This window comes from Bacillus sp. ISL-46, assembly GCF_018613205.1.
In genome coordinates, this window is record NZ_JAGGQR010000017.1 from 44,825 (window position 1) to 69,625 (window position 24,801).

Below are 24,801 nucleotides of genomic sequence, written 5' to 3' on the forward strand. Positions count from 1 at the left end.
GAAAAAGTTATATTACTATTATCTTACCAAATTATTTTTGATTGTCTGTTATAAATAATTTAATTTTAAAAATATTGAAAAAGAGATATAATAAATATTGGGTTTTAGTATAATTTGGTAGGAATCTCTTATAACAATATCTAATATTATAAGAGATTAGTATATATTTTTTTAATATGGGAAAGAGGGGGAAAAACTTTGAATCTAGGCGGTTTTAAAAACAAAGAAGTATTAGTCGACTTAACAAATGGTGTGGTTGATTACAGAGGAATCAACGAAGATGATGCAGTTAAGTACATAGGTGGTCGTGGCCTAGGGGTTAAGTATGTTTTAGATAACGGCCCTGAAGTCGAGCCATTATCTGCAGAAAACATCATTTGTATTATGACAGGCCCTGTCACAGGCTCACGTTCTTCGATGAGCGGACGGCTTTGTGTTGTTACTAAATCTCCGCTGACTGGTACGGTAACGGATTCACACATCGGCGGGTGGACTGCAGCGCGGCTCAAATGGGCAGGTGTGGATAATATTATTTTTTCAGGAAAAAGTGACAAGCCTGTATACCTATTTATTGAAGATGGTAAAGCAGAGCTCCGTGACGCTTCAAACCTTTGGGGAACTAGCACACGAGCCTTTATTCAAGCAATGAAAGACGAACACGGTGAAGAGGACATAAGTGTTATGACGATTGGTCAAGCAGGTGAAAACACCGTCCGCTTTGCTGCATTTATTAATGAGCATGACCGTGCTGCAGGCCGTGGTGGGACAGCTGCTGTTGCGGGCTATAAAAAATTAAAAGCAATTGTTATCAAAGCTGCTCAAAAAGGCAATATGCCACAACCAAAATTAGATACCGATTACAAAGATGCCAATAAAAAAGCTGTAAAGGCGATCCTTGATGGCGGCTTAACGGCACCTAATAAAGGCGGATTATCCGTATATGGAACAAATGTATTAACCAACTTGATCAATGAAGTGGGAGCGCTTCCAACAAAGAACTCCCAATTAACACACTGGGATGAAGCAGAGAAACACAGTGGTGAATATTACAACACTAATTTACGTGTTGCTAACAAGACCTGCCATGCCTGCCCAGTTGGTTGTAAAATTGAAGTAGAAGTAAAAGATGGGAAGTATAAAACACGAGTAGAGAGCATTGAATTCGAATCCGCTTGGTCACTTGGCTCCAACTGTTTATTAAGTGATGCAGAAGCGATTTCATTTATGATCGACCGCTGTAATGAATATGGGCTTGATACAATTGAACTTGGACATTGTTTCTCCGTTACAATGGAAGCTTTTGAAAAAGGGATTATTACCGAGGAACTAATCTGGGGCGACGCCGATTCAATGATTGAATTAACCAAAAAAATCGCCTTCCGTGAAGGATTTGGCGGCGTACTTGCTGAAGGGCCTGCACGTGCAACTGCACTTTGGGGTGCACCTGAATTATCAATGTCTGTTAAAGGCCAATCCATCCCTGCCTATGATCCTCGCGGCATTCAAGGTATTGGACTTGGTTATGCTACAAGTAACCGCGGTGCATGTCACCTTCGTGGGTACACTGTAGCCAGTGAAATTGCTGGTATTCCTGAACCAACTGACCGATTAAAGCCAGAAGGAAAAGGCGAATTACTAAAAGTATTCCAAGATATGCTAGCATTCTCAGATTCTATGAATATTTGTAAGTTCTCATCCTTCTCAGAAAACGCAGAGCATTATGCGGAGCAATACAGTGCAATGACTGGAGTTCAACTATCAGCTGAGGATGTTATGAAGGCTGGGGAAAGAATCTATAATCTTGAACGTTATTACAATAACCTTGCAGGCTTTAATAAACGTGAAGATGACTTCCTTCCAAAACGTTTTACTGAAGAACCGGCGTCCGGGAACAGTGCGGGCCATGTAAGCCGGATGGATATCATGCTAGAAGAATATTATCAAGTTCGCGGCTGGAAAGACGGCCTGGTAACAGATGAAAAGCTTCGTGAATTAGGAATTATCGATCCTGAAGTAAAACAACCTGTCTAAGACATTAATTAAGAAAGCTTCTGCACAAATGCAGAAGCTTTTTTTTAATACGTAAGTTTTGACAGCGCTAACGCTATACTTAATTAACCGCCAATTCTTGTTGTTTTATAGCGGTAATTTTTGATTAACACATCTAAAGCATGATCGTCATTTGCACAAAAACGCACTTGGACGGTATTCACCTTAAAACTTGAAGTAAATGAAATTTCCTCTTCGGAGAGTATTTGACCCTTCCAGTTATCCGCTTCATAGACATAAGGGAACCTATCTGTCCTCTGTAAAGCACCAAGTTCTTCAAAATACATGCCAAGATGTTCAATACTAATACCACGAAACTCCAAATCTCTAATGACCATATCAGCCCCCTGCAACAGGCGGAAAAAGAGCAAATTGATCCTTTTCTTCTACCTTAGTCTGAAGGTCATCAAGGTGGATGATATTTCTCCCGTTTACATAGACATGAACAAACGGAAGCAGTTCCTTTTCAATAGTAAAGATTTCATTGTTTAATGCAGGAAACATTTCAATCATTTTATCAAGAACATCTATCACCCGTTCACCATCCGGCTGAACGTCTACCGTTACCCCACCACATATTTGCCGGAGATTAGCAAACACTTTTACGAGCATATGGATCCTCTCCTCTCTACTTATTTCAATATTAAAACCAAACTAAGCAGTTGTCACGTTGTTTATCATTTTCGCAAATTTAAAAAGGCTGCCGATATGCTCGGCAGCCTTTACTAGTTACATTAGGTTTTATGGGTGTAAAAATGACATTGGTAATTTTGCAAAGCCTAGGTATAATACAAGCACCCATGCAATGATAAACTGAATCCAGAATACAGAAGTTCTTCTATTATTAGCCACACGGCCAAGGATCATTTCAAATAATCCGATTATCCATATACCTACAACCGCTTTTAATATATACCAAACATCAATTCTGTAAACCGAAAACAAAAGTCCTGCACCTGTTGCTATTATAACTAAGTATAGTACTCGTAAGATCATTTGTAGAATTTTAAATCCTTTTGCTTTTCCACTTTTATGTAAGGAAAGAGCAATGAAAAATAAAATTAATGCTAAAACCCATGCAGTGATATGACCGTGAATCAATATAGTACCTCCTAATGAATGAAATTCATTTATTTCGACCTTATCATACCATAAAACTTTGATAAAAACGAAAAAAGTAAGTCAATCTAGTAACAAAAATGGATATGTTCCCCTACAATTTTGAGGTATTTAAAGAGTGCCTATTGCTTAATGGTATTTTTGAGTGTTCCGATTTTTTCAATGGTGACTTCCATCTGATCGCCAGGAGATAAAAATTTAGGAGGCTTTAAGCCTTTTCCCACTCCAGCTGGTGTGCCGGTCGCAATAATATCCCCTGGTTCAAGTGTCATTCCGGCTGAAAGAACGGAGATAACCTCCTCAATTGGAAAAATAAAATTCTTTGTATTTGAGTTCTGTCTCACTTCCCCATTAACTCTAGTTTCTATATGTAAATGGTTTGGATTTTCAATCACACTTTTATGGATAATCCATGGTCCCATCGGACAGGTAGTGTCTAAGCTTTTACCAATAAAAAATTGCTTGTGTCTTGATTGTAAGTCTCGTGCGGTCACATCATTCAGAATGGTATAACCAAAAATGTAGTCGAGGGCCTCTTCTTTTTTTATCGCCCTTCCCTTTTTACCGATGATGACAGCTAGCTCCCCTTCATAATCAAGTTGATTTGTTACATCTTGATGGTTTAGGACTGTTTCATTCGGTCCAATAACCGTTGTAGGGGCTTTCGTAAAGACCATTACATGTTCCGGGATATCTGCTTCACTTCCCATTTCAATCGCATGTTCTGCATAATTTTTTCCTACACAGAAAATATTCTTGTTTGGTCTTGGAATAGGAGCTAGCAAGGTTGCCTCTTCCATGGGGACGTATAATGACGCAGCATGTGTACCACTAATTACCCAATCATACAAAACTTGGACTTGTTCGATAAAACTTTCTCCTAAATCGATACATTCCTGCATTGAAGAAGGGAAACTTCTTTTACCTATCCTTGCTTCTTCAGCAGGATTTAATAAAATTACTTTTGATTCATCTGGGTCTACTAAACCAACAAATGTTTCATGATTATGTTCTACTGTTACAAATTTCATCGTTTTCACCTCAATTTATAGTAATTACACTTTATATAGTAAAAGAAACAGATGAACCGAACAAATATAAAGAATCAAAAAAGGCCGATCCCTAATTAAAAGGGAATCAGCCCTTAACTATTTTTAAAAGCATCGATAAATTGGATGATTGCCGGTCCTAACAAAACGATAAATAAACTTGGAAATATGAAAAGAACTAACGGAAAGAGCATTTTGATTGGTGCTTTCATAGCCGTCTCTTCCGCCCGTTGCTTTCTCTGTTCTCTGACTTCATTGGATTGAACTCGGAGCACTCGAACCATGCCGATTCCTAATTTTTCAGCTTGTAAAACATTACTGATAAACGCTCTAACAATATCTACATCAAGCCTATCTCTGAAAAAAATCAGGAGCAGTCCAATCATTGCCGCCACTCCTCATTTTCTATAAACACGGACGACGGAATGTGAATCCCTGATGCCTCCAGACGATCATAAAACTTAGGGTGGACACCGGTAGGTACAAGCCTTCCAATGATTTTTCCTTCTGCGTTAAGTCCTTCTTGTTTAAAAGAGAAGATATCTTGGAGAACGATAATTTCTCCTTCCATTCCTTGTACCTCAGTTATATTGACAATTTTCCTTGTTCCGTCCTTCAAACGTGTTTGCTGTATAATCACATCAATCGCCCCAGCAATTTGCTCACGTAGTGCTTTTATCGGCAAATCTACACCAGCTATAAGAACCATTGTTTCCAACCGAGCAATCATATCTCTTGGACTGTTTGAGTGCCCTGTAGCCAATGAACCATCATGTCCCGTATTCATTGCCTGCAGCATATCAAGCGCTTCTCCTCCACGTACTTCCCCGATAATAACGCGGTCTGGTCTCATCCGTAGTGAGTTCCTGACAAGATCTCTAATGGAGATGGCTCCTTTACCTTTTATATTGGGCGGACGTGACTCTAGGGATATCACATGCTCTTGTCCCAATTGAATCTCGGCTGCATCCTCAATAGTTACGATTTTTTCATCATCTGGGATAAAATTTGACAAAACATTGAGTGTGGTTGTTTTGCCAGATCCTGTTCCTCCGCTGACAAACATATTTAACCGTGCTTTCACACAAGCATCTAGAAAGATAGCCATTTCTTCTGTGACTGTTCCAAAGTTAATCAAATCTTCAATCTGGTAGGGATCCTTTGGAAATTTCCTGATTGTTATAGTTGGTCCATTTAATGCCAAGGGGGGAATGATAGCATTAACACGCGATCCATCCGGAAGCCTGGCATCTACCATTGGAGAACTTTCATCTATTCTCCGTCCCAGTGGGGCAACTATTTTGTCTATTACACTCATGACATGTTCATTGTCTCGGAATTGAACTGGCGTTAACACCAACTTCCCTTTTCGTTCACAGTAAACTTGGTTGGGTCCATTCACCATTACCTCTGAAACATCTTCATCTAAAAGAAGGGAATTAATTGGTCCGAAACCAGTTAGGTCGTTGATTAGCTCATCATCTACTTTTTTTCGATCAATTTGCCCACGGAATTCTTCATCTTCTTTTATTATTTCGACTGCCATTCCGTCAAACTTTGGAATGATTTCCTCAATTTCTTGCTCTTTTAACTCTTGCAAAATTTTCTTATGAAGAACATTCTTTAATTCCTGATGTTTGTTAGCTTTTTTCGCCTTTTCATTTTCCTCGTCCATTAAAGGTATCATCAACAATTTTCACCTCCGTGAAATAGAAATAGCCCCACCTTTACCAAAGGGGGGGATAGAATTCATAGAACAACCATATATACATAGAAAACCTATGCAGACATAGAATATCTATTATGAAACACCCTGATCTTTCGGTAACTGGCTGGCTTAGTGCAAATGCACCTTAGCCCCTGTAGCTTTGCGTCACTGATTTTCATCAGCTTTGCCTTTATCGAGACTCAGTGTTTATTTTTCCGACTGATCTCTTAATCACATAATAGAACGTTTTACCCTTATCTGATATCCTACTATTTTATCATTTTGCGTGGTAAATCATAGGTTAATTGAACTGTTTTTCATTCATACCCCTAAAAACAAATAAATAAAAGTGTAAATAAACTTAAATGACCTCTGTTTCCAATTTATTTGGGCGAATCAATCACATTACCTTTGCCCATACATAGGATGTAGAAGATACTATGAAAAAAGGGTGTTGAAAATGCCAGCGATTGTTGGAGTTGCACAGGTCATTACACTTGGCAGCAGTTCTGTTTTCCATATTGGAGATGTTTATAAAATTATGCCATTTTCTACTGCAAAAACCTTTTCCGGTGCTGGTTCCTTTAACACAGGGGATAGCTTACAGCTCCATAATAATGTTAGTTCCACAAATACCAATGATTCAGATGTTTACGATCAAGGAATTGCACTTAATGCTTAATGAATGGGTGATTTTCAAATGAATTTCTATATCCAGCAGTCCATTCAGATTAATTTTATTAAAATTGGCGGGATTACCAATTCCTCCGTCCTACAAATAGGCAGTGCTGGGATTATTAAACCAACAGCTCATTTATATAATACCGGTGGATTTTCACAACCCGCACCGCAATCCATTCAACCTTCAGGGACTTTATTAGGGACACCAGCCGTACCATTACAAGCTGCTGTTAGAGAACAGGATTAGTAAGCCGCCCTATCATATAAAAATTGATAAACTTATTGGCGAAATAATTGTGAGGTGATTACATGTATCAGGATTATTCCCAATATCTTCAATGGCTGCAGATGTGTATTCAAGCACAGGAGCAGCGAATTCTAACTTTAGAGAACGCTCTCCAAAAAATGAAAGAAGATATCAAACAATTAAATGAAAAAAAGGCCATCCATGTTGATAAAATTGAATATAAATTTGATCAATTGAAAGTTGAGACGCTTGAAGGAACATTAAACATAGGTCTAAACCCATCCGAATTATCAGGAATCGAGGACTTCGCAGTACAAAATCAATCCTTAACCACACCAATATCACCCAAGGATCAAATGCAAAGATCAATGAAAATCGAGGAAGCTATTTACAGATATTTAGAAACGGATTTACCTCAATTAGTTGAAAATGCCCAAAGGGAATTAACCGTTCAACCGAATGATGAATATTTATCGTTCATAAAACAAGACATCATTAAACAGCTTCCTATCAGGATTGAACAACATATAAACGCCCATTCCTCTGGCAGCCGCTCTTTTGAAAATGCGCCTTCGGACGATTTAGTTATAGAAGCATTAAAAAAGGAAATTCAAAATGGGGTATTTGTTTTTTTCAGCAATTTACCTGAAAATATGAAAGGGATGAAAACAGAATGAACTTCGAGGTTTATAACCGAGAACTCTTTGTCCAAAACATAAAAATCACTGGGGTAGCAAGCTCATCGTTAGTAATGGTGGGAGATACGGAAACGATTCAATTGGCCTCAACCTTTGATACCCCTGCAGAATCGTTAATCATAGGCCCGTTTGTTCCCCTATCACCGGAGTGACCATCATGTTGCAGAGAACCTCTTGTGTAGACACTATAAATATTAAGATTGCCTCTTTTTCCTCTACGGTACAGCTAGGGGATTCCTGTATCATTAATGGACTTTCAAGAGCACTCGCTGTCCAAAGGGAAGCTGACGTATTTTATGGAAATGAGGGGAATTTATCCTCTTATCGAGTCTTTTCCGAACCTATTCCTTTTCTACCTATCGATGAACCTTTCTCATACTCCCGTCAAAATCCAAACCCACTAATTAAGGTAAGTAAAATTGATATTATCGGGATATCTTCATCTTCCCTTTTACACGTTGGGAACAGCCGCCATGTTTCCATGGAGGCTAGAGTTAAGCATATTCGACAGTTACTTCCTATTCCTAGAAAAGAAGAAGAAGTAGAAGAACAGGGACAAAGATAAAAGCATAAGTTACGTTAAGGGAAATGCCGGGAATATACTAAAAAAGGATGTTTGTCATGCCAGCGATTATTGGTCCTGTCCAAATCGTTCACGTAAGTGGAGGTATAGTGCAATTTGGCGATACCGTGTATATCTCTCCAAAGAGCACCTCAAAGACAAATGCTGGTTCAGGTGCATTTAATACTGGTGGATTTATCGTATCGAATTCCGGATTAAGTGGAACCAATGTTCTTGATACCAAGTTAATTGACCAGCCAATTGTCGGGAATAATTAAAAAATGACATAAACCAGCCTAAATGGTCTATGTCATTTTTTGTTCGTTTAATCCTTTTCAACCTTCAAAATATGTGCTCCATCAAAGAAAAACAAGTACCTTTCTGTGACCTTTCTTTTCCATATTTGTTCAATTGCTCTTGTATATAAGTTAATTTGCATCTTGTAACGGTTTTCAAGTATGGACTTTGCTTGATCAAACCCACCTTTATACCTGTCGGAAATTTGATCCGTTTTATAATCGACCAAAATAAGACCCTTTTCTTCCTCAAAGACACAGTCAATGATCCCTTGCACAAAAACAGATTCTTCTTCATCCTTCCAAGTGGGGTACACATCACGAGCAGGCATGGAAAGGGTAAAGGGAACCTCTCTGTTGATTGCTTTTGCGTTAAAATATCTAATCCCTAAATCTGAATGAAAGAATTGAACAATTAAATTTTTGTCAATGACTTCTGCTTGGTCTGGGGTTAACAATTCGTTGTTTACCATCCATGTTAACTGTTCCTGGAGAGATTCTTGACTAACTGAATTGGTTAAATCTACGTGCTGCATAACCATATGCATGGCAGACCCCCGTTCAGCTGGACTTAATTGCTTTTCCTGCATAAATTTTGGGCGTTTAACTATCGACTTTTTATAGTGATTCACATGGTTCACAAGGTCCGTCCCACTTTGTTCATCTGCCATTTCTCTTTGGCGTTTCATTTCAGAAACGGATTGCTTGGAGCGATGGGCTGCGGCACTTGGGAAGGAATATTCCCAGTCTAAGCGTAACTTAATTTCTTCATCAAATGGCGACGTGGCTGGGACATGTTCCCCTTTTTGGACCATTTCAAGAAATTGGTCTTCATTCATTCCGATTTCTAATTCCGTCTTCTTGATTTCTTCTGCACTTATTAGAGAAATTTTCCATGAAGAAGGATGACTTGTAATTTCTTCAGGAACAAGGGCATTTCCCGTACTACTAAGCCTTATTTCATTGGCGTCCTGATGGCGAACAAGCGCTGGTCCAATCCAGTCAATATAGCTTGAAACTGCTGCCCGCTCATAATCCTTTAACAACCATTCTATATGGGAGGAAACTTCATTCCATTGGTCTATTTTTTTTTGCGCATCTTTAAGCGTAGCCGTTAAATAAAGTTTTTCTTTCGCCCTTGTCATCGCCACATATAACACGCGCATTTCTTCCGCGAGCATCTCCATTTTCTTTTTTCGCTTAAAAGCAATTTGCGGTAAGGATGGGTAAGAAATCCTTTTTTCCGCATTTACATACTTAGATGCAAATCCGTATTCTTTATCGAGCATATATGGTTTCCGAACATCAGCCATATTAAAAGTCCGTGCCATTCCCGCCATGAATACAACGGGAAATTCAAGTCCTTTACTACTATGGATGGTCATAATCCGAACAACATCTTCTTGCTCACCAAGTGCCCTTGCTGCACCAAGATCGTCCCCTCTTTCAATCATTCTCTCGATAAAACGAAGAAACCGGAACAGCCCACGGAACGATGTTTGTTCGTATTGTCTAGCTCTGTCATATAATGCCCGTAAATTAGCTTGGCGCTGTTTTCCCCCTGGTAAACCGCCGACAAAGTCATAAAACTGGGTATCACGGTAGAGCTGCCAAATTAACTCAGACAACGAACCCTGTCTTGCCACCCCGCGCCACTCTGCTAGAAAGTCATAAAAACGGCGCAGCTTTTCGTAAAATTCAGCCGTATTTTTGGCTTCTTTACTCTTGCAAAAAGCGGTAACAGCCTCCCAAAAGGAACCTCGCTTCTGATGAATGCGGATGATTGATAGTTCTTCTTCGTTCAACCCAACGATGGGTGAGCGTAAAATAGCTGCAAGCGGTATGTCTTGGAAGGGATTATCAATAACTCGTAGTAATGAAATCATAATTGCCACTTCGGTTGCATTAAAATACCCTGTTGAAAGATTAGCATAAATCGGAATCCCTTGTTGCTTAAACTCTTCGATAATTTGCGGAGCCCAAGTCATTGAACGGAGCAGGATGACTGTATCCCGATACATAAGTGGCCGATTGGATTTCGTTTTTGTAGTATATACAGGTGCTCCACTTGCAACTAGTTCTTTTATTTTAGAAGCAATTATCCTCGCTTCGAGTTGGGATTGTTCAAGCCCGATAGCATCAAATTCTTCTAGTTCTGACACCTCTGTCTCGCCTTCCGTTACAGGTGACCCATTATCCTGTGCATTTTGATCAATAAGCAAAAGTTCTACCGGATAGGGCTCATCGTCTGGATACGGTGCGCCAGCACGCAATTCTGCCGCCTCATCGTATTCGATTTCACCAACTTTAATCCCCATAATTTGTTTAAATAAATAATTGGTTGCATCGAGCACTTCTTTTCGGCTTCGGAAATTTCTTGCTAGATCAATACGTAGTCCCGTAGAATCTCCGTCGGCTTTAAAGCGATTATACTTGCCTAAGAAAAGGTTCGGCTCAGCCAAACGAAAGCGATAAATCGACTGCTTAACATCTCCGACCATAAACATATTACCATTCAACTCATCCTTTTTAGTTACAAGCTTTAGGATCGTTTCCTGGACCATATTTGTGTCTTGATATTCATCGCAATAGACCTCTTTAAAATGCCTTTGGTAAGCGAGTGCAGCCTCGGATGGAAGAAATTCTCCCTCTGCTGAGATTTCCTTTGTCAAAATTGCAAGGCAGTAATGCTCTAAATCTGCATAGTCTACAAGCCCTTTTTCTCTTTTTACCTTTTCAAACCGCAGAGAAAATTCTTTGACAATATGAACTAGCGTTTCTATTAACGGCCGCATCTCATCCATGTCACGTAAAAAACTTTCAGGCTTTCGCGTAAATAGCTCTTCTTTGATATCTTGGATTTTTTTCTTCGCTTTTTCTCGGAGTTTTTGGGCCTTTTCTGTCAGCTCTTTATCATATTGGTCACCTTTCACTTGCTTTGCCCGTGAAAAAGACCAGGTCTGCATTGCTTGATATAGAGTTTCCCATGAGTCCTGCTTGGCAAGAAGAAGAGTATCAATCATCTTTAAATCATCTAAAAAGTTTTCAGCTCTCGGTGCAGGTCCGCCAGGGAGCTTTGTTACTTCTAATCCCCGCTTAATCATTTCTCTGGAAGCTTCTAGTTGCAACTCAATATCAAAAAGAAGTGCCTGAATAAAGGAGAGTTCGGCTAGATTATTAATAGCTGAAACATCATACATACGAATGATTGACTTTAAATATTGGTCTGGTAAGGGATTGGAGCGAGCAAAATCGTATATCGATCGTACAATATCCATTAATGCGGCATCACTTCGATCACTTGTGAATGAATCGACCAAGTTGAAGAATGCCTCATTATCTTTTTTCCCGTATTCTTCTTCAAACAACTCGTCCATCACTTCATCTCGGATTAATTGTGCCTCTGTTTCATCGGCAATTCGAAATCCAGGATCGACATCGATTAAGTAATAATACTTTCGAATCACTTCCATACAAAAGGAATGAAGTGTTGAAATCGATGCTTTATTTAATAAGCTCAGTTGCTTTCTTAAATGGCGCGACCACGGGTCTTCATCAATGGCTTTTTCTAATGCTTCCCCAATCCGATGGCGCATTTCTGCAGCTGATGCATTCGTAAAGGTCACCACCAATAATTCATCGACATCCATCGGGTCTTCTTTTGACAGGATTTTTTGGATCATTCTTTCCACTAGGACAGCCGTTTTTCCCGAACCTGCTGCTGCTGCGACTAGGATGTCTCGATCCTTTGCCATAATTGCTTTCCATTGGTCGTCTGTCCATGTCACGTCTTCTGGCTTAGGCGGTATGGTGAAATTTCTCAAGATTGACGTACCTCCTTCCTAATTAGTTCTAAAACATCTTCCTTCGAGTGGGGTGTGAGAACCCGGAATTGATTCGTTTCAATTGATTCATCAAATTGACATACTGATTTATAAGAACAAAATGTACAAGGTGTTTTGTCCTTTAATTTATAAGGAGCAATGTCTATTTGACCATCAATAATGGCGTTACCTGTTTTCTGATATAAATTCCGGACATACGTTTTCAAATCGTCAAATTCCGATAAACTGGCAACCTTGGATTTTTTGGATAAATTTCCATCCTTTTTTATTCCTGCGGCAATAATATGCGAATCACCAGATTCAAGTGTTTGATCCATAAGCCGGATCACATTTTGATCGCTTAACATTAATCCATTCATCTTAAACTTTTTCATCATTTCCTTTTCAATTTCATCAATCGTTAGCATTTTAGTTGTATTAATGAATGGATTATGGACGTGAAAATAGAGGACACCCGCAGGACTAGCTTTCATCTCAACCAATTCATTCGAATGGGTCATGACAATATCAAGGTAGGTTAACATTTGCAGGGCAAGTCCATAATATACTTCGCTAAAATTGACATCTTTTTCACTTGATTTATAATCAATCACTCGTAAAAAGACGCTGTCGTCTTCCGCTTTTGCCTGATCGACTCTGTCAATTCTTCCGGCCAATTCCATTCTCTTTCCATTTTTCAGTGAAAATGTTAGTGGCGGCAGTTTTCCATTGGGTCCAAAGCCTAATTCCAAACCAATCGGTGAGAATCCACTTACCTTTGCATGCTCACTTAATACGACAGAAGCGCGTGTAATAATTTGCTCCAATTTCCGTTTAATATAATGATGGCGCTCTGAGCTTAACAATATTTCGTTTTGCAGTTTAGGGGCTAGTGACTTGACCGCTTCCTTAGAAAGGTTTTCACATTGTTTCCTCGACAGCTCGGCCCAAGAAAGGTTTTGTTCATTAACAATATCTGCAATCTGCTTTAGTGCCGCATGAAACAGCTCCCCAATATCCGGAGCCTCCAAACGAAACACTTGCCGGTCACGAAGCTTTAGTCCATGCTGAGCGAAATGAGAAAATGCGCAGGAGTTATATAATTCCATTCTAGAAACACTGGCTTGAATGGCCTCACCATATAATTCATCCGCTGAGTCTTTAGAGAGCTGTACGGCTGAATTTGTATAAAAAAGGCTTGAAAACACTTTTTGAGCTTTGCCCTTTCCCGAACTTCCAAGGTAATAGTTATATACATCCCACCATAAATTTGAAATGGGGTACCCTCGCTTTTTCCATTGAAGCTGCGCATTAAGGAAAGATAACGTCGTTGTAAAATTTGAAATAAAGCCTAGTTGACTGGGCTCCGAAACTTGTGATGGGTCTGTCACATAAAATAGCTCATTAGCATTAGGAAACATATCTTTTATTCTCTTAATATACGAAGAAGGAATTAACGCTTTTCCTTCATCATTCGCAAGTGGATAACTAACATAAAGGGCTTCTGATGGTGCTGTAAAAGCTTTATAAGCAAGAAAATTTTCATCCAGCAAACGTGTCCGGCTGCTTGGTGCGATTTTAACACCTGTTGCTAGGAGCATTTCCCTGTCTTCATCAGAGAGGATTCCTTCATCAGATATTTTTGCAGGCAAAATTCCTTCATTAACACCAACTACGAATTCTACTTTGATTTCATTTAGCCTTGATTTTTCTAAATCCCCAATCAGTACCTGATCAAGTGCCGGCGGAATAAGTGAAAAATGTAAGGATTCAAATCCTGACTCTAAAACAGCAGCAAACGCCTTTAATGTGACTTGCTCTTCCCCTAGAATTTCAACGTATTGGTCCAGGAGATCAATCACGGCATTCCATACTTGTTCATGCTCCCGCATTTTTACAAGATTACCTTTTTCTTCGGCAGCTGCTTTCCATTTTTCAAGCTTTGTTGGGACATCCAATTCCTCTAGCAGCAAATAGATGGCTTCACAAAATTTTCGGCCTGAATCCGCTTTTTTCAAACGTCTTGATAACCGTAAAATGGGTGCAGTTACCATAAGCTTTAATTCATTTAACTCTTGTTCCATTTCTTTTTCAAGGTCTGTTTGCGAGTTTACCTCTAATTCCAGTCCTCGAATGCGTCGATAGCTCCAACGCTCTTTTTTCGTCCATTTACTTCCGTTAATTCCGTAAGCTAAACAATAATTCTCTAGTTTATCCATTTTCTCACGCATTTTTGCTGGCTTTTCTTGTAGGGGATATAGCAATTCTGTCTTGATCACTCTGAACACCGGCTCATAGCGCCAGTAGGAATTAATGACTTCAAGGCTTGAGCGAATGAATTCGATCAATGGATGGTTCAGCATCGTTCTTTTTTGGTCAATAAAATAGGGAATCTGATAATCGTCGAAAACTGGTTCAACAATCTCATGATAGTCCCCGCCATTTCGAATTAATAAAGCGATATCCCGGTACCGGTATCCCTTTGTCCTGACTAATTGGCGAATCTCTCTTGCAATCCCTTCAATCTCAGCTCTACGGTTTACGGCTTGGCAAATATTAATTTTTGTCTCACCAACATATGATACTGCAGGCCGGGCATCAAATTTTTCTTCAAAATGACTTAAAGACGGCTCTGTCCATTTTCTTTGTTCTTTTAGAACAACAGACTGCTCGATTTCAATACCATTAGCTTTAGCTAAATCATAGAGAGAATAACTAGTCTCACCTGATAAGCGAAACAAATCAAGCTCGTCCGGTGGAGAATCAATCGAGAGGTGATCAGTCGTCAATGCAATTGAAACGTTTTTACAATGTTTCATCAATTCGATCATTACTTGATATTCCTGCGGTGAAAAACTATAAAAACCATCAATATATATTTCTGCATCTATTAAATACGAAGAGAAGGATACTTTTTCGGATAGGAGTTGAAAGTAATCCTCCGAATCGATATATTTACCAAATACTTCGTCCTCAAACTTTTTATAGATCATTTCTAAATCTTGAAGTTTATCATTTAAGGCATTGGTATCTTCACCCGATAAGGATGAGCCTTGAATTAGCTCCTCTGGCCTAATACAGTAACGTTTAAATTCTGTTATCATTTGCTCAAGCTTCTGGATAAAACCATTCTTATCTGCAGCTCGCTGAAAAAGCTTTAGTTGTTCCTTTTGCTCATCGATGATTTTGCGTATTAACATACTCATCCCGACACTACTTAAATGTGTTCGGCTAATCCCGCCTGTTTCTTGCAAGATACGCCACGCCAAGCGGGAAAAACTATAGACTTGGGCACGAATCATTCCGCTAATTGCTGGGTCAGTTGCCAAGCGATATTCAGATAAAAACGTCATCTGTTCTGGAACGATATAAATGATCGGTGTCCCATCTGGGTTTTCCACAAGCCGCCCCTTTATTTCATCAAGGAACATAGCTGTTTTTCCGCTTCCTGACCGCCCGATTACCATTCTTAATGACATGAAAAAACCTCGCTTTCCACAACCACTCATAAACTTCATATCTCTCATTCTATCATAAAACAAGCACAAACGTTTGTATTGCCATAAAACAGATTAGAGGCAGAAATGGTAATTTTATGACAGAAAAAAACACGATTTAATCATCGTGCTCCTCCCTTAATCTATTCATCTAAAAATGGACGTCCATTTCAGTTAATGGCCAATAACGTAAATCAACTTTGCCGACAACTTGACTAGCTGAGATAAAACCGAATTGGCGGCTGTCCCAACTACCTAATCGATTATCACCAAGGACAAACAATTTCCCATCAGGAACTATATTTTCACCGGTTATTTCCTTTAAACTGAAATCTCCAGTAATCCTGATTCCAGGTGATTTTTGTTTATAAACATTTAAAAATGGCTCCTCATACTTGTGCCCATTTATAAACAATAGATCATCACGATATTCAATTTTATCCCCTGGCAGCCCAATAATACGTTTGACAAAGTCCTCTTTTTCATTGGCATGAAAAACGATGACATCAAATCTGTTCAATTCCCCGACTTGATAACCAAGCTTGTTGACTACCAGTTTGTTACCATCCTGTAGCGTCGGCATCATCGATTCGCCTTCTACCACATAATTTGAAAAGAAAAATGTACGAATAAAAGCAAAAATAATGATACCAATCGCAAAAGCCTTTGCCCATTCCATGCCTTCCTTTTTCCATTCAATCTTCATTAAAGCTCCTCCGTTTCTCCTGCTTATAATTTCTATCTATTTCACCATTATGGTCAGTTTCCGTGCCCTTATTCATTCTGCCTTCAATTCTTTTACCAACATACCAAAGAATGAAAATAACAAGCAATACTACAACAGTCCGAAGAGGCTTCGTCAGTAATGACTGAATATCATAGCCAACAAAACTAATCGTGAAAATCATCACCATTTTCCCAATACAAACGGACAGCATGTATTGGGAAAATCGAATTTTGGAAAGACCAGCGACAATGTTAACAACTGCCGAGGGTGTAAATGGAAAACAAAGCAGTAGAAAGAGTGGGCCAAACCCATGACGATCTACCCAGTCCATTAGCTTACGGACTTGAGGGTGCTTAGGTAGAAAGGATAATAACCTTTTTTGCCCATACCTTCTAATAAGCGAAAATACGAGCAGTGCCCCGATACAGGCTCCAAGCCATGAATACAAAAATCCTAACCAAAGTCCAAAGGCACTGGCATTAGCCATTACAAATAAAAACAATGGGAGAAATGGCAAGAATGATTCAATGACAATAAGCAATATGCCTGGTATGGGTCCAAGAGCTCGGTATTCTTGAATAAGACTCATAATATGTTCAAGCGTAAACCATGCTTTTAATGATTCAATATCCATCCGGTTTCTCCTCATTTTTTACTAATTAGCTGTGCCTATGATTACTTTGTAATAAATTGATGGAGTGCCTCTTTATTTTTTTCGACATCGATCTCTAATACGGCTCCCTCCCCTGAGATTCGAGCATCGGAATAGCTATTTTCAACAGGAATCCGTAACGTATCGATATTTCCTCGATCATTCGAAAAGAAATCTTTAGCCATAAATGTTATGTCGGAAGTGCTCATATTTGTATTCACATAAGGCGTGACAACTCCAATTAGCTTCGGGAGTTTTGGAATCGTTTGGAGGCCCATCAATTGGTCCCCAATGGCCTTAACCGCTTTTTGTTGACGTTCTACCCTTCCAAAATCACCAATCGCATCATGACGGTAGCGGACATACCCGAGCATTTCTGCTCCATTTAATTTTTGCAGACCTGGTTCTAAAGTGACATCAATATTTTTTGACATTTTCTTTTCCACATCGATCTCTACACCATTGGGGAATGCTTCATCAATTAGTTGCACAAATCCTTGAAAGTCCACAATGACATAGTATTGGAGGTCAATATCAAAATTTTGCTTAATCGTTTGTCTCATTAATTCTGGACCACCGCGTGCGAATGCGGAGTTAACCTTATGCTGTCCATGTCCCGGAATCTCAAGGTAACTGTCCCTCATAATAGAAGTTAGTTTAAATGTTCCTTTGTCTTCATTATAATGAACAATCATGATTGTATCTGCCCGAGATTTTTCCTTTCCTCTAGCATCACTACCAAGCACGAGGATATTTGTCCCCCCATACTGATCCTTTTTTCCTTCGAAAGCATAGACAACATTTGATGCTTTGTTATTCATTTTTTTTAATGATTGGTTAACGCCCTGCTTGTATTGATAATAAGCATAACCTGCCCCTGCACCTATTAGCAGTAAGAAGACAAGTAAAACGGATGGCCATCTTCTCTTTTTCTTGGTTTGATATTTATCAGATCTCATTGTTAATCACCTATTCATCCAGGTTTTTTATTCTCCTAAATTTATAACTGTTTTTTCTTTCTCAGGGTTTCTTCATTTAATTCATTTTCCCCTATCAGATATCCTTCTATTAATAAAAACTTTCTCATATATCAACTAAACATTTCAATAAATAAAACTCGCCCAATGACGGGTTTTTGTAAATGGAAAGTCCTATTGCTTTTGACGGTTCTTTTTTGTAAAATAAAGAAGAACGTTTGTTCGTTTAATTTAGAAAGGTGTGACTGAAAAAATGACTAGAATCCCCGAAGATGATCGAGACATAATGGAAAAGGCTATGTATTTACCAATGGTTCTAATTATCTTAAACAGGGATTTAACTGTAGTTGCAAATAGCCCGTTTAAATTAAAACAACCATATTTGGATTTGATTGAGGAAACGATGAAGGAGATCCAAAGGGAACTTGCTGAGGTAAAACTATATATGAAAAAGAATAAACTTCAGGTGATTGAAACAAAACGGGACGATGCTTTTACGTTGTACAGGTTTATTTATAAAGGCTATGAAGAAAATCATAATTACTTTAATCCAAGAATCCGCAACAAAGTCCAAGAATTAATGGAGGCCTATTTATTAAAAAAACATCTGTCCCGTTAATAGTTAAGAAAATTCAACCCTTTATTTCGGGTCTTTTGAATGGGAATCAGCATCATATTCACGGGATCTTTCCAAGGCATTTAACGACTGGGGCCCGTTAGGCTGATAAAATAACTTTCTCCCATTACTTTCTATTCTTTGCAAAAGTTTTGTTTTTAGTAATGAGGTTCTTAACATTTGCCCCTCAATTGTACCAATTGGAACTGGAAAAATGTGAGATTGCTTATTGCGGAAAATAATCATCGTTTTCTTAGAGGAAACGCGACGATAACACTCCACATGCTCAAGTGAAATCCATATACACTCAGGAGTTAGCGGTGATACGGTAGGAAAAAAATAGATGTGGTTAGTTGGTTCAATAACAATTGGGATTTTTCGAGAATAGCCAATTAGTTGTCTTGTTCCCTTTTTCCTGCTTTCGTAATCAACACCAAAATAAACGCAGCCTTTTTTGATGATATCCAATGGCTTAAAGGGTGACAAGAATTCATCTTCCAATTCTACTGCACGTGAATAAATTTTCCCTCCATATGTCACCGGTTCTACAAACATCGTCCACGTATTTATCTCATATTCTTCGATTTGAGGATGCTTCAACCCATTCAACTCCTTTTCATATTATCCACCATATCTTACCACTACCGGTTTTTAATTCCCTCACTTTTCTGAATTGTTCCTAATTTATTCACAAAATTCATGTCAAAGAAATATTTATCAGAAAATTATAAAAACTAATGATATTCTTCAAAAAAAACCATATAATTTTAAAAAGCAACAGAGGTGATTTTCATGAATGAAAAATCATACACGGAATTAATGAAACTAGGAGCCATGAAACGAAATCGTCTGAAGGAGAACTTCGTCCAAGATTTGTACATCGAAATGCTGTTGTCCGAAATTCAACTAAAAGTAGAAAAAGAAAAATTATTACAGAAAATTGATGTGGCCATTGATTGTCAAGACAAAAAGTCATTCCTCCTTCTATCCGGACAGCTCAATGAAATCAACAAACGATTTGGAACGTAGAATTTTGTTAAAGCCGTCATAGATTGACGGCTTTTTTATTGTATATTTCTCTAACACGTAAATAGGAAATGTAAGTGGACGAAGGCTCGTCAAATAACATATTTTTGTAAAAAAAAAGACTGTAGACATATCAAAATGTCTCAGCCTTCCCATGGATTGTATTTATTTGTTCCTATGTTTAACTTCATAATCTTCAAGCATTGAAATTCTATCAAGCATTGAAGGATGGGTATAGCGGAAAATTTTCACCAATAGCGGTGGATTTACTTGACTTAATCCAGAGCGGGTTAATTCCTGAAAAGAAGTAATCGCTGCTTCTGGATTTTTGGTCATCTCAATCGCATATTTGTCAGCGCGTGTTTCCTGATAACGAGAAGTAAAATTCGTCAGTGGACTTGCAGCAAATAGGAGCATCGAAAGAATCATAAAAAATAATGGAAGTGATCGGATATCTCTAACGTCTGAGATATTTAATTCCTTGCCCCAGCGTCTTGTTGCCCAATTCATAATCCGATACGTCAAATACAATCCGAGCAGCGAAATTAGCAAATATCCTGCAATTCCAAAGTAAATATGTTTCTCGACATAATGGCACATTTCATGAGCCATGATAAATAAAATTTGATCATCTGTTAATTTATTTAAGGTAGTATCCCACAGGACAATCCGAGCATTAGACCCAATTCCTGTAACATAGGCATTTAAAGCATTCGTTTCCTCTGACTTATTCACTTCAAAAACATGTTGTGCTGGAATATCAGCCTTATCGGCCAAAGCCAGTATCTTCGTTTCCAATTCCTTATTTGTTAATGGATAAAAGTCATTGTATAACGGGTCAATAACAACTGGCTGGAGAAACATCATAAATAATGTAAATGGAATCGATAAAAGCCATCCATATAGCCACCACCGCTTTTGACTTTTCTTCATGAGCCAGTATAATACGGGGACAATGATCAACCATGTCCCATAATTAAGCCAAAAGTCAATCAACTCATCCTTCATCCAGGAAGCGAAGGTTTGAGTTGAAATATTATATGTTTTTGATAAAGAAAAACTAATATAGCTTAGAGGAAAAGTCGCCAAATAAGCGAATACCGATAACCAAATAAGATAAATGGCTGTTTGAAGCAGCTTATACTTTGATGAGTTTTCCGCCCAGCGCTTGAATGCCTTGGAAAAACCGAATAATAAAATTAAGAAATATAAAAGCCATTCAAAAGGTGTAGATAGGAAAAATAATAAATTCCTTATTTTTGAATACTCCTCGCTCAGCATAAGTTCCCTGCCATTTAAAAAGGTCGTCGGGTCCGCCTTTGATCCTTCGTATTCAAATGGCAGGTTTGTATCGGTAAAATGGAATAAATACCAATAAAAAAATAATCCATATAGAATGTAGCCCATAACCGCATAGACTCCCATTTTTCTAGCCATAATTTGTCCCTCCTTTGTGTACAGACTCTCTATACTTAGTTTAGTTAAAAAAGGACAAATTAGAACTGTAAAAGTGACCTGCCCAACTATTTAAGAATTAGTTACTGATAGTTTGGGTTACTTGTGCCTTTAGTGCCCTCCTTAATATTTTCCCAGTTGTATTTTTTGGAAGTTCTTTGATAAATTCAATCGAAGATGGAAGTTTATATTTAGCCAAGTGTTCCCTGCAATAATCTAGTAATTGTTCTGCCGTTAGCCCTGGATTCTTACTTACAACATAGGCTTTAACAGCCTCACCAAGATTTGGGTCTGGAACGCCAAGGACAGCCACCTCTACAACATCCGAATGGTTATAAATAACCTCCTCCACTTCTCGCGGGTAGACATTATAGCCTCCAACAAGGATTAGGTCCTTTTTTCGGTCGACAATATAAAAATAACCATCTTCATCCATTCTGGCTAGGTCACCGGTATGAAGCCACCCATTCCGAATGGCCGCCGCCGTCTCATCTGCCATTTTATAATACCCCTTCATTACATTGGGACCACGAACAATAAGTTCACCCACCTCACCAACAGGTACTTCCTCACCAAGCTCATTCAGAATTTTATTTTCGACACGCAGGATAGATGTTCCGATTGAACCGGGCTTGCGCGGGCGGTCTAGCGGATTAAAGCAAGTAACAGGTGAAGCCTCCGATAAACCATAACCTTCAGATACTACAACATTAAACTTTTGTTCGAAATTCTTTAAGAGGACAACAGGCAATGAAGCTCCTCCTGAAATACATAAACGTAAGGATTTTAGGTCTTCAGGATTACCATCAGGAAATTGGAAGAGGAAATTATACATGGTCGGGACACCAGCAAAAACAGTCGCCTGATTATTCTTGATAAGCTCAAAAATTTCCTTTGGACTAAATTTGGGTGCAATTAATAGTGTCGCCCCACTTAATAATGGTGCATTTAAAGCGACCGTCAAGCAGAAAACATGGAACATCGGCAGAACCGTTACTATTCTATCATCGGGATTCATTTTCAAATATTCGCTGACATCTTTAGCGTTACTATACAAATTCTTATGGGTTAACATAGCACCTTTTGGTTTGCCAGTTGTACCCGAGGTATAAAGAATAATGGCTGTATCATCGTCTTCGAGATTTGGTCCCTTAAAGTTTAATTCTCCAGAAGCCACGATCGCTGTAAACGATTTCATTTTTGAAGATCCTGAGAGGTTTTCAATTTTCGATTCTATTCTGCTATTTGGGGTCGTTTCACAAAAAATATAATGCTTAATTTTCGGTAGGAAAGTATGCACTTTTTCGACTAACGGGATCGCTTGGTCAAGCGCAATCACTACTTTGACATCGCCATTATTTAATATGTAGCTAATCTCATCTGCAGTATAAATGGGATTCACGGGAATAACAGTTACCCCTAACCGTAATGCCCCATATAAGCTGATCACAAAGTGAGGGGAGTTACCCAACAATAATGCGATATGATCCCCCTTTTTCACCCCTAATTTTTCGAGACCCGATGCAAATTTCGTAATTGCCCCATCCAATTCAGCATAAGTACATGTTTGGTCCATAAAATAATAGGCCGGTTTAGTGGAAAAGTTCTTCGCAGATTCTTCAAACTGTGATAAAAGATTCATATTTCTCCCCCTAAGTTGAATGAATGCTCATTCATAAAATTGTTACAATTTTCTAAATATATTATATTAAAAGAAAGTAATCTATTCAAGTATAATACTAAATATTCACACAAAACGGAAAACACAGCGCAATAAACGCTGTGCCCTGGTCTTAGTATAGTAAGTTTAAAAACTCATCTTTCGTAACATTTCCAAAGTAATGGGTTGTATCAATATCTGCAAGCGCCTTGTCAATTTCATTTTTTCCATAGCGGGTGCCTGTTAACTTCTCCTCAATTTCACTTACCTCACCAACACCAAAAAAGTCACCGTAGATTTTACAATTTTCAATGACACCTTTATTAACTTCAAGGCGGACATCAATGGAGCCTACTGGGAAGCGGTGAGAGTGCTGTAGATTGAACTTAGGTGACTTCCCATAGTTCCATTCCCAGTTTTGATAGCGTTCTTTTGATAGCTGGTAAATCTTTTCCCAATCCTCGTCCGTCAAAACATATTCTGGTATTTCATCTTGCCCTTCAAAAATATTCTTTAACAATAAAGACCGGAATTCAGCAATTTCCACCTTTTCAGTAAGAAACTCAGAAATATTTGCAACCCGACTGCGAACTGATTTAATTCCTTTTGATTCAATTTTATCTTTTTTTACTTTTAAAGCTGAAACCACATTTTCGATTTCTGAATTAAGCATCAATGTACCATGGCTAAACATTCTGCCCTTTGTTGAAAATTGGGCATTACCAGAGATTTTTCGACCTCCAACCTCTAAGTCATTTCTGCCGCTTAATTCCGCATTTACTCCTAACTTTTTCAATGCTGCCACGACCGGCTCCGTGAATTTACGGAAGTTATGAAAACTTTCCCCGTCATCCTTGGTAATAAAACTAAAGTTTAAATTTCCAAGATCATGATAAACCGCTCCACCGCCTGAAAGCCTGCGGACTACTTTAATTCCATTTCCTTCCACATACTCCGTGTTAATTTCTTCAATTGTATTTTGATTCTTTCCAATTATGATAGAAGGTTCATTTATGTAAAATAATAAATACGTTTCATTAATATCAAGATTCTTCAGTGCGTACTCTTCGATTGCCAAATTTATTTGCGGATCAGTGATCCCTTTATTATCGATGAATAACATAGTTTACTTCCCCTTCTTAGAGTGAAATAGATTGAAATTCTTCTGCAAGTATTATTATACCAGTAAATTCACTGGCTGCCTCGGTGATTAACTCAGATATTGAGCCATAATGCGGCAAATGGGTAAGAATTAATTGCATAACATCAGCTTTTTGCGCAAATTTTCCGGCGTCGATACTATTCATATGTCCTGCCGACTTACCGTTTTGATGTCCGTAAAAGTTGCACTCACATAATAATACATCCGCATTCCGACTAAACTCGATAAATTCATCCTTAAAGGAGCTGTCAGCAGTGTAGACGATTGCTTTTCCATCTGCCTCTATTCTCATTGCATAACAAGGGACTGGATGGTCTGTTTTTAGAAATGAAACTTGAAATGGACCAACTGTAAGAATCTCACTAGGATTATAGGCTACTCCTTTTGTAATCTCTTTATAGTTTAATTTGCTAAATTCATATGGATCCATATCATGTCCATATAGAGGTAGGGTTGAGGTCTTCTTTCCTAAAAAGCCTTGGATTAATCTTGCATGTTGCAAAACACCAATATCTGCAATGTGATCTGGGTGATAATGCGAAAGTAAAACAGCATCTAGTTCTTCGGGCTGGATAATATTTTGGAGCTTAGAAAGTACCCCGCTTCCACAATCGATTAATAGCCGAAATCCCTCATGTTCAAGTAAATAACCCGAACTAGCCGCATTCAGTTTCGGATATCCACCCCAAAAACCAATAACCGTAAGTTTCAAATTAAACTCCTCCAATTCAATGTTTATATTCCTAATATACTCAAAAAATGATTTCTTTTCAGTATAGTACAAAAAACCAGCCGC

General features: G+C 38.5%; 25 protein-coding genes and 1 riboswitch. Of the genes, 9 read left to right on the top strand and 16 right to left on the bottom strand.

Annotated features, from left to right (window positions below):
* Positions 1-198: 198 nt before the first annotated feature.
* Positions 199-2,031 (top strand): aldehyde ferredoxin oxidoreductase family protein, encoded by a 1,833-nt coding sequence (locus J7E67_RS11860; protein WP_214713209.1) that lies wholly within the window; start codon positions 199-201, stop codon positions 2,029-2,031.
* Between the two features lie 83 nt (positions 2,032-2,114).
* Here J7E67_RS11860 and J7E67_RS11865 read toward each other — a convergent pair whose 3' ends face one another.
* The 6 genes from J7E67_RS11865 to J7E67_RS11890 all read right to left on the bottom strand — a co-directional run bounded on the left by J7E67_RS11865 (position 2,115) and on the right by J7E67_RS11890 (position 5,904).
* On the bottom strand, positions 2,115-2,387 hold the full coding sequence (locus J7E67_RS11865) for a MoaD-like domain-containing protein (RefSeq protein ID WP_214713210.1): 273 nt from the start codon (positions 2,385-2,387) through the stop codon (positions 2,115-2,117).
* A gap of 1 nt (position 2,388) precedes the next feature.
* Positions 2,389-2,661, bottom strand: coding sequence for a ubiquitin-like small modifier protein 1 (locus J7E67_RS11870; RefSeq protein WP_214713211.1), 273 nt, complete (start codon positions 2,659-2,661; stop codon positions 2,389-2,391).
* A gap of 129 nt (positions 2,662-2,790) precedes the next feature.
* On the bottom strand, positions 2,791-3,150 hold the full coding sequence (locus tag J7E67_RS11875; protein ID WP_214713212.1) for a YisL family protein: 360 nt from the start codon (positions 3,148-3,150) through the stop codon (positions 2,791-2,793).
* A 140-nt stretch (positions 3,151-3,290) separates the two neighbouring features.
* Positions 3,291-4,199, bottom strand: coding sequence for a fumarylacetoacetate hydrolase family protein (locus tag J7E67_RS11880; RefSeq protein WP_214731999.1), 909 nt, complete (start codon positions 4,197-4,199; stop codon positions 3,291-3,293).
* 113 nt (positions 4,200-4,312) lie between these two features.
* Positions 4,313-4,603, bottom strand: a complete 291-nt coding sequence (locus J7E67_RS11885) for a type II secretion system F family protein (protein ID WP_251026717.1) — start codon at positions 4,601-4,603, stop codon at positions 4,313-4,315.
* Positions 4,600-5,904 (bottom strand): TadA family conjugal transfer-associated ATPase, encoded by a 1,305-nt coding sequence (locus J7E67_RS11890; RefSeq protein ID WP_214713364.1) that lies wholly within the window; start codon positions 5,902-5,904, stop codon positions 4,600-4,602. Before J7E67_RS11890 ends, J7E67_RS11885 begins: the two co-directional genes overlap by 4 nt.
* A 133-nt stretch (positions 5,905-6,037) precedes the next feature.
* A riboswitch (cyclic di-GMP riboswitch) is annotated at positions 6,038-6,124 on the bottom strand.
* Positions 6,125-6,385: 261 nt separating this feature from the next.
* On the opposite strand from J7E67_RS11890, the gene J7E67_RS11895 reads away from it, so the two are divergent.
* The 6 genes from J7E67_RS11895 (at position 6,386) to J7E67_RS11920 (ending at position 8,391) form a co-directional block, all read left to right on the top strand.
* A complete protein-coding gene (locus J7E67_RS11895) occupies positions 6,386-6,607 on the top strand; it encodes a spore germination protein (protein ID WP_214713214.1) in 222 nt (73 codons plus the stop codon).
* A gap of 18 nt (positions 6,608-6,625) precedes the next feature.
* Positions 6,626-6,853, top strand: a complete 228-nt coding sequence (locus J7E67_RS11900; RefSeq protein WP_214713215.1) for a spore germination protein GerPB — start codon at positions 6,626-6,628, stop codon at positions 6,851-6,853.
* A 62-nt stretch (positions 6,854-6,915) separates the two neighbouring features.
* A complete protein-coding gene (gene gerPC, locus J7E67_RS11905) occupies positions 6,916-7,530 on the top strand; it encodes a spore germination protein GerPC (RefSeq protein ID WP_214732001.1) in 615 nt (204 codons plus the stop codon).
* Positions 7,527-7,703 (top strand): spore gernimation protein GerPD, encoded by a 177-nt coding sequence (locus J7E67_RS11910; protein WP_168242447.1) that lies wholly within the window; start codon positions 7,527-7,529, stop codon positions 7,701-7,703. The genes gerPC and J7E67_RS11910 overlap by 4 nt, the downstream gene beginning before the upstream one ends.
* Before the next feature lie 5 nt (positions 7,704-7,708).
* On the top strand, positions 7,709-8,116 hold the full coding sequence (locus J7E67_RS11915; protein WP_214713217.1) for a spore germination protein GerPE: 408 nt from the start codon (positions 7,709-7,711) through the stop codon (positions 8,114-8,116).
* A 56-nt stretch (positions 8,117-8,172) separates the two neighbouring features.
* Positions 8,173-8,391: a spore germination protein gene (locus J7E67_RS11920; protein ID WP_214713218.1), complete on the top strand. Its 219-nt coding sequence runs from the start codon at positions 8,173-8,175 to the stop codon at positions 8,389-8,391.
* A 47-nt stretch (positions 8,392-8,438) separates the two neighbouring features.
* Here the strand turns inward: J7E67_RS11920 and addA are convergent, their stop codons facing one another.
* From addA to J7E67_RS11945, 5 genes are all read right to left on the bottom strand, one after another.
* Entirely contained in the window at positions 8,439-12,233 is a 3,795-nt protein-coding gene (addA, locus tag J7E67_RS11925) for a helicase-exonuclease AddAB subunit AddA (protein ID WP_214713219.1), read from the bottom strand.
* Positions 12,230-15,712: a helicase-exonuclease AddAB subunit AddB gene (gene addB, locus J7E67_RS11930; RefSeq protein ID WP_214713220.1), complete on the bottom strand. Its 3,483-nt coding sequence runs from the start codon at positions 15,710-15,712 to the stop codon at positions 12,230-12,232. The genes addA and addB overlap by 4 nt, the downstream gene beginning before the upstream one ends.
* Before the next feature lie 169 nt (positions 15,713-15,881).
* Positions 15,882-16,436 carry a signal peptidase I gene (gene lepB, locus J7E67_RS11935; RefSeq protein WP_214713221.1) on the bottom strand — a complete coding sequence of 185 codons (555 nt, stop codon included), beginning with the start codon at positions 16,434-16,436 and terminating at the stop codon, positions 15,882-15,884.
* Positions 16,426-17,091, bottom strand: coding sequence for a TVP38/TMEM64 family protein (locus J7E67_RS11940; protein ID WP_214713222.1), 666 nt, complete (start codon positions 17,089-17,091; stop codon positions 16,426-16,428). The genes lepB and J7E67_RS11940 overlap by 11 nt, the downstream gene beginning before the upstream one ends.
* 41 nt (positions 17,092-17,132) lie before the next feature.
* Entirely contained in the window at positions 17,133-18,068 is a 936-nt protein-coding gene (locus J7E67_RS11945; RefSeq protein WP_168242440.1) for an LCP family protein, read from the bottom strand.
* 271 nt (positions 18,069-18,339) lie between these two features.
* Between J7E67_RS11945 and J7E67_RS11950 the strand changes: the two genes are divergently transcribed.
* Positions 18,340-18,705: a YhjD family protein gene (locus tag J7E67_RS11950; protein ID WP_088086020.1), complete on the top strand. Its 366-nt coding sequence runs from the start codon at positions 18,340-18,342 to the stop codon at positions 18,703-18,705.
* Between the two features lie 21 nt (positions 18,706-18,726).
* Here J7E67_RS11950 and J7E67_RS11955 read toward each other — a convergent pair whose 3' ends face one another.
* A complete protein-coding gene (locus tag J7E67_RS11955) occupies positions 18,727-19,302 on the bottom strand; it encodes a competence protein ComK (RefSeq protein WP_246869705.1) in 576 nt (191 codons plus the stop codon).
* Positions 19,303-19,494: 192 nt separating this feature from the next.
* Here J7E67_RS11955 and J7E67_RS11960 point away from each other — a divergent pair, with 192 nt between their 5' ends.
* The gene (locus J7E67_RS11960; protein ID WP_088086018.1) at positions 19,495-19,731 is read left to right on the top strand and encodes an IDEAL domain-containing protein; all 237 of its coding nucleotides are present in this window, start codon (positions 19,495-19,497) and stop codon (positions 19,729-19,731) included.
* A 162-nt stretch (positions 19,732-19,893) separates the two neighbouring features.
* Here J7E67_RS11960 and J7E67_RS11965 read toward each other — a convergent pair whose 3' ends face one another.
* The 4 genes from J7E67_RS11965 to J7E67_RS11980 form a co-directional block, all read right to left on the bottom strand.
* Positions 19,894-21,165: a M48 family metallopeptidase gene (locus J7E67_RS11965; RefSeq protein ID WP_214713223.1), complete on the bottom strand. Its 1,272-nt coding sequence runs from the start codon at positions 21,163-21,165 to the stop codon at positions 19,894-19,896.
* A 97-nt stretch (positions 21,166-21,262) separates the two neighbouring features.
* Positions 21,263-22,825 (bottom strand): fatty acid--CoA ligase family protein, encoded by a 1,563-nt coding sequence (locus J7E67_RS11970; RefSeq protein WP_214713224.1) that lies wholly within the window; start codon positions 22,823-22,825, stop codon positions 21,263-21,265.
* A 151-nt stretch (positions 22,826-22,976) separates the two neighbouring features.
* Positions 22,977-23,966 (bottom strand): lipoate--protein ligase, encoded by a 990-nt coding sequence (gene lplA / locus J7E67_RS11975; protein WP_214713225.1) that lies wholly within the window; start codon positions 23,964-23,966, stop codon positions 22,977-22,979.
* 16 nt (positions 23,967-23,982) lie between these two features.
* On the bottom strand, positions 23,983-24,717 hold the full coding sequence (locus J7E67_RS11980; RefSeq protein WP_214713226.1) for an MBL fold metallo-hydrolase: 735 nt from the start codon (positions 24,715-24,717) through the stop codon (positions 23,983-23,985).
* Positions 24,718-24,801 lie beyond the last annotated feature (84 nt).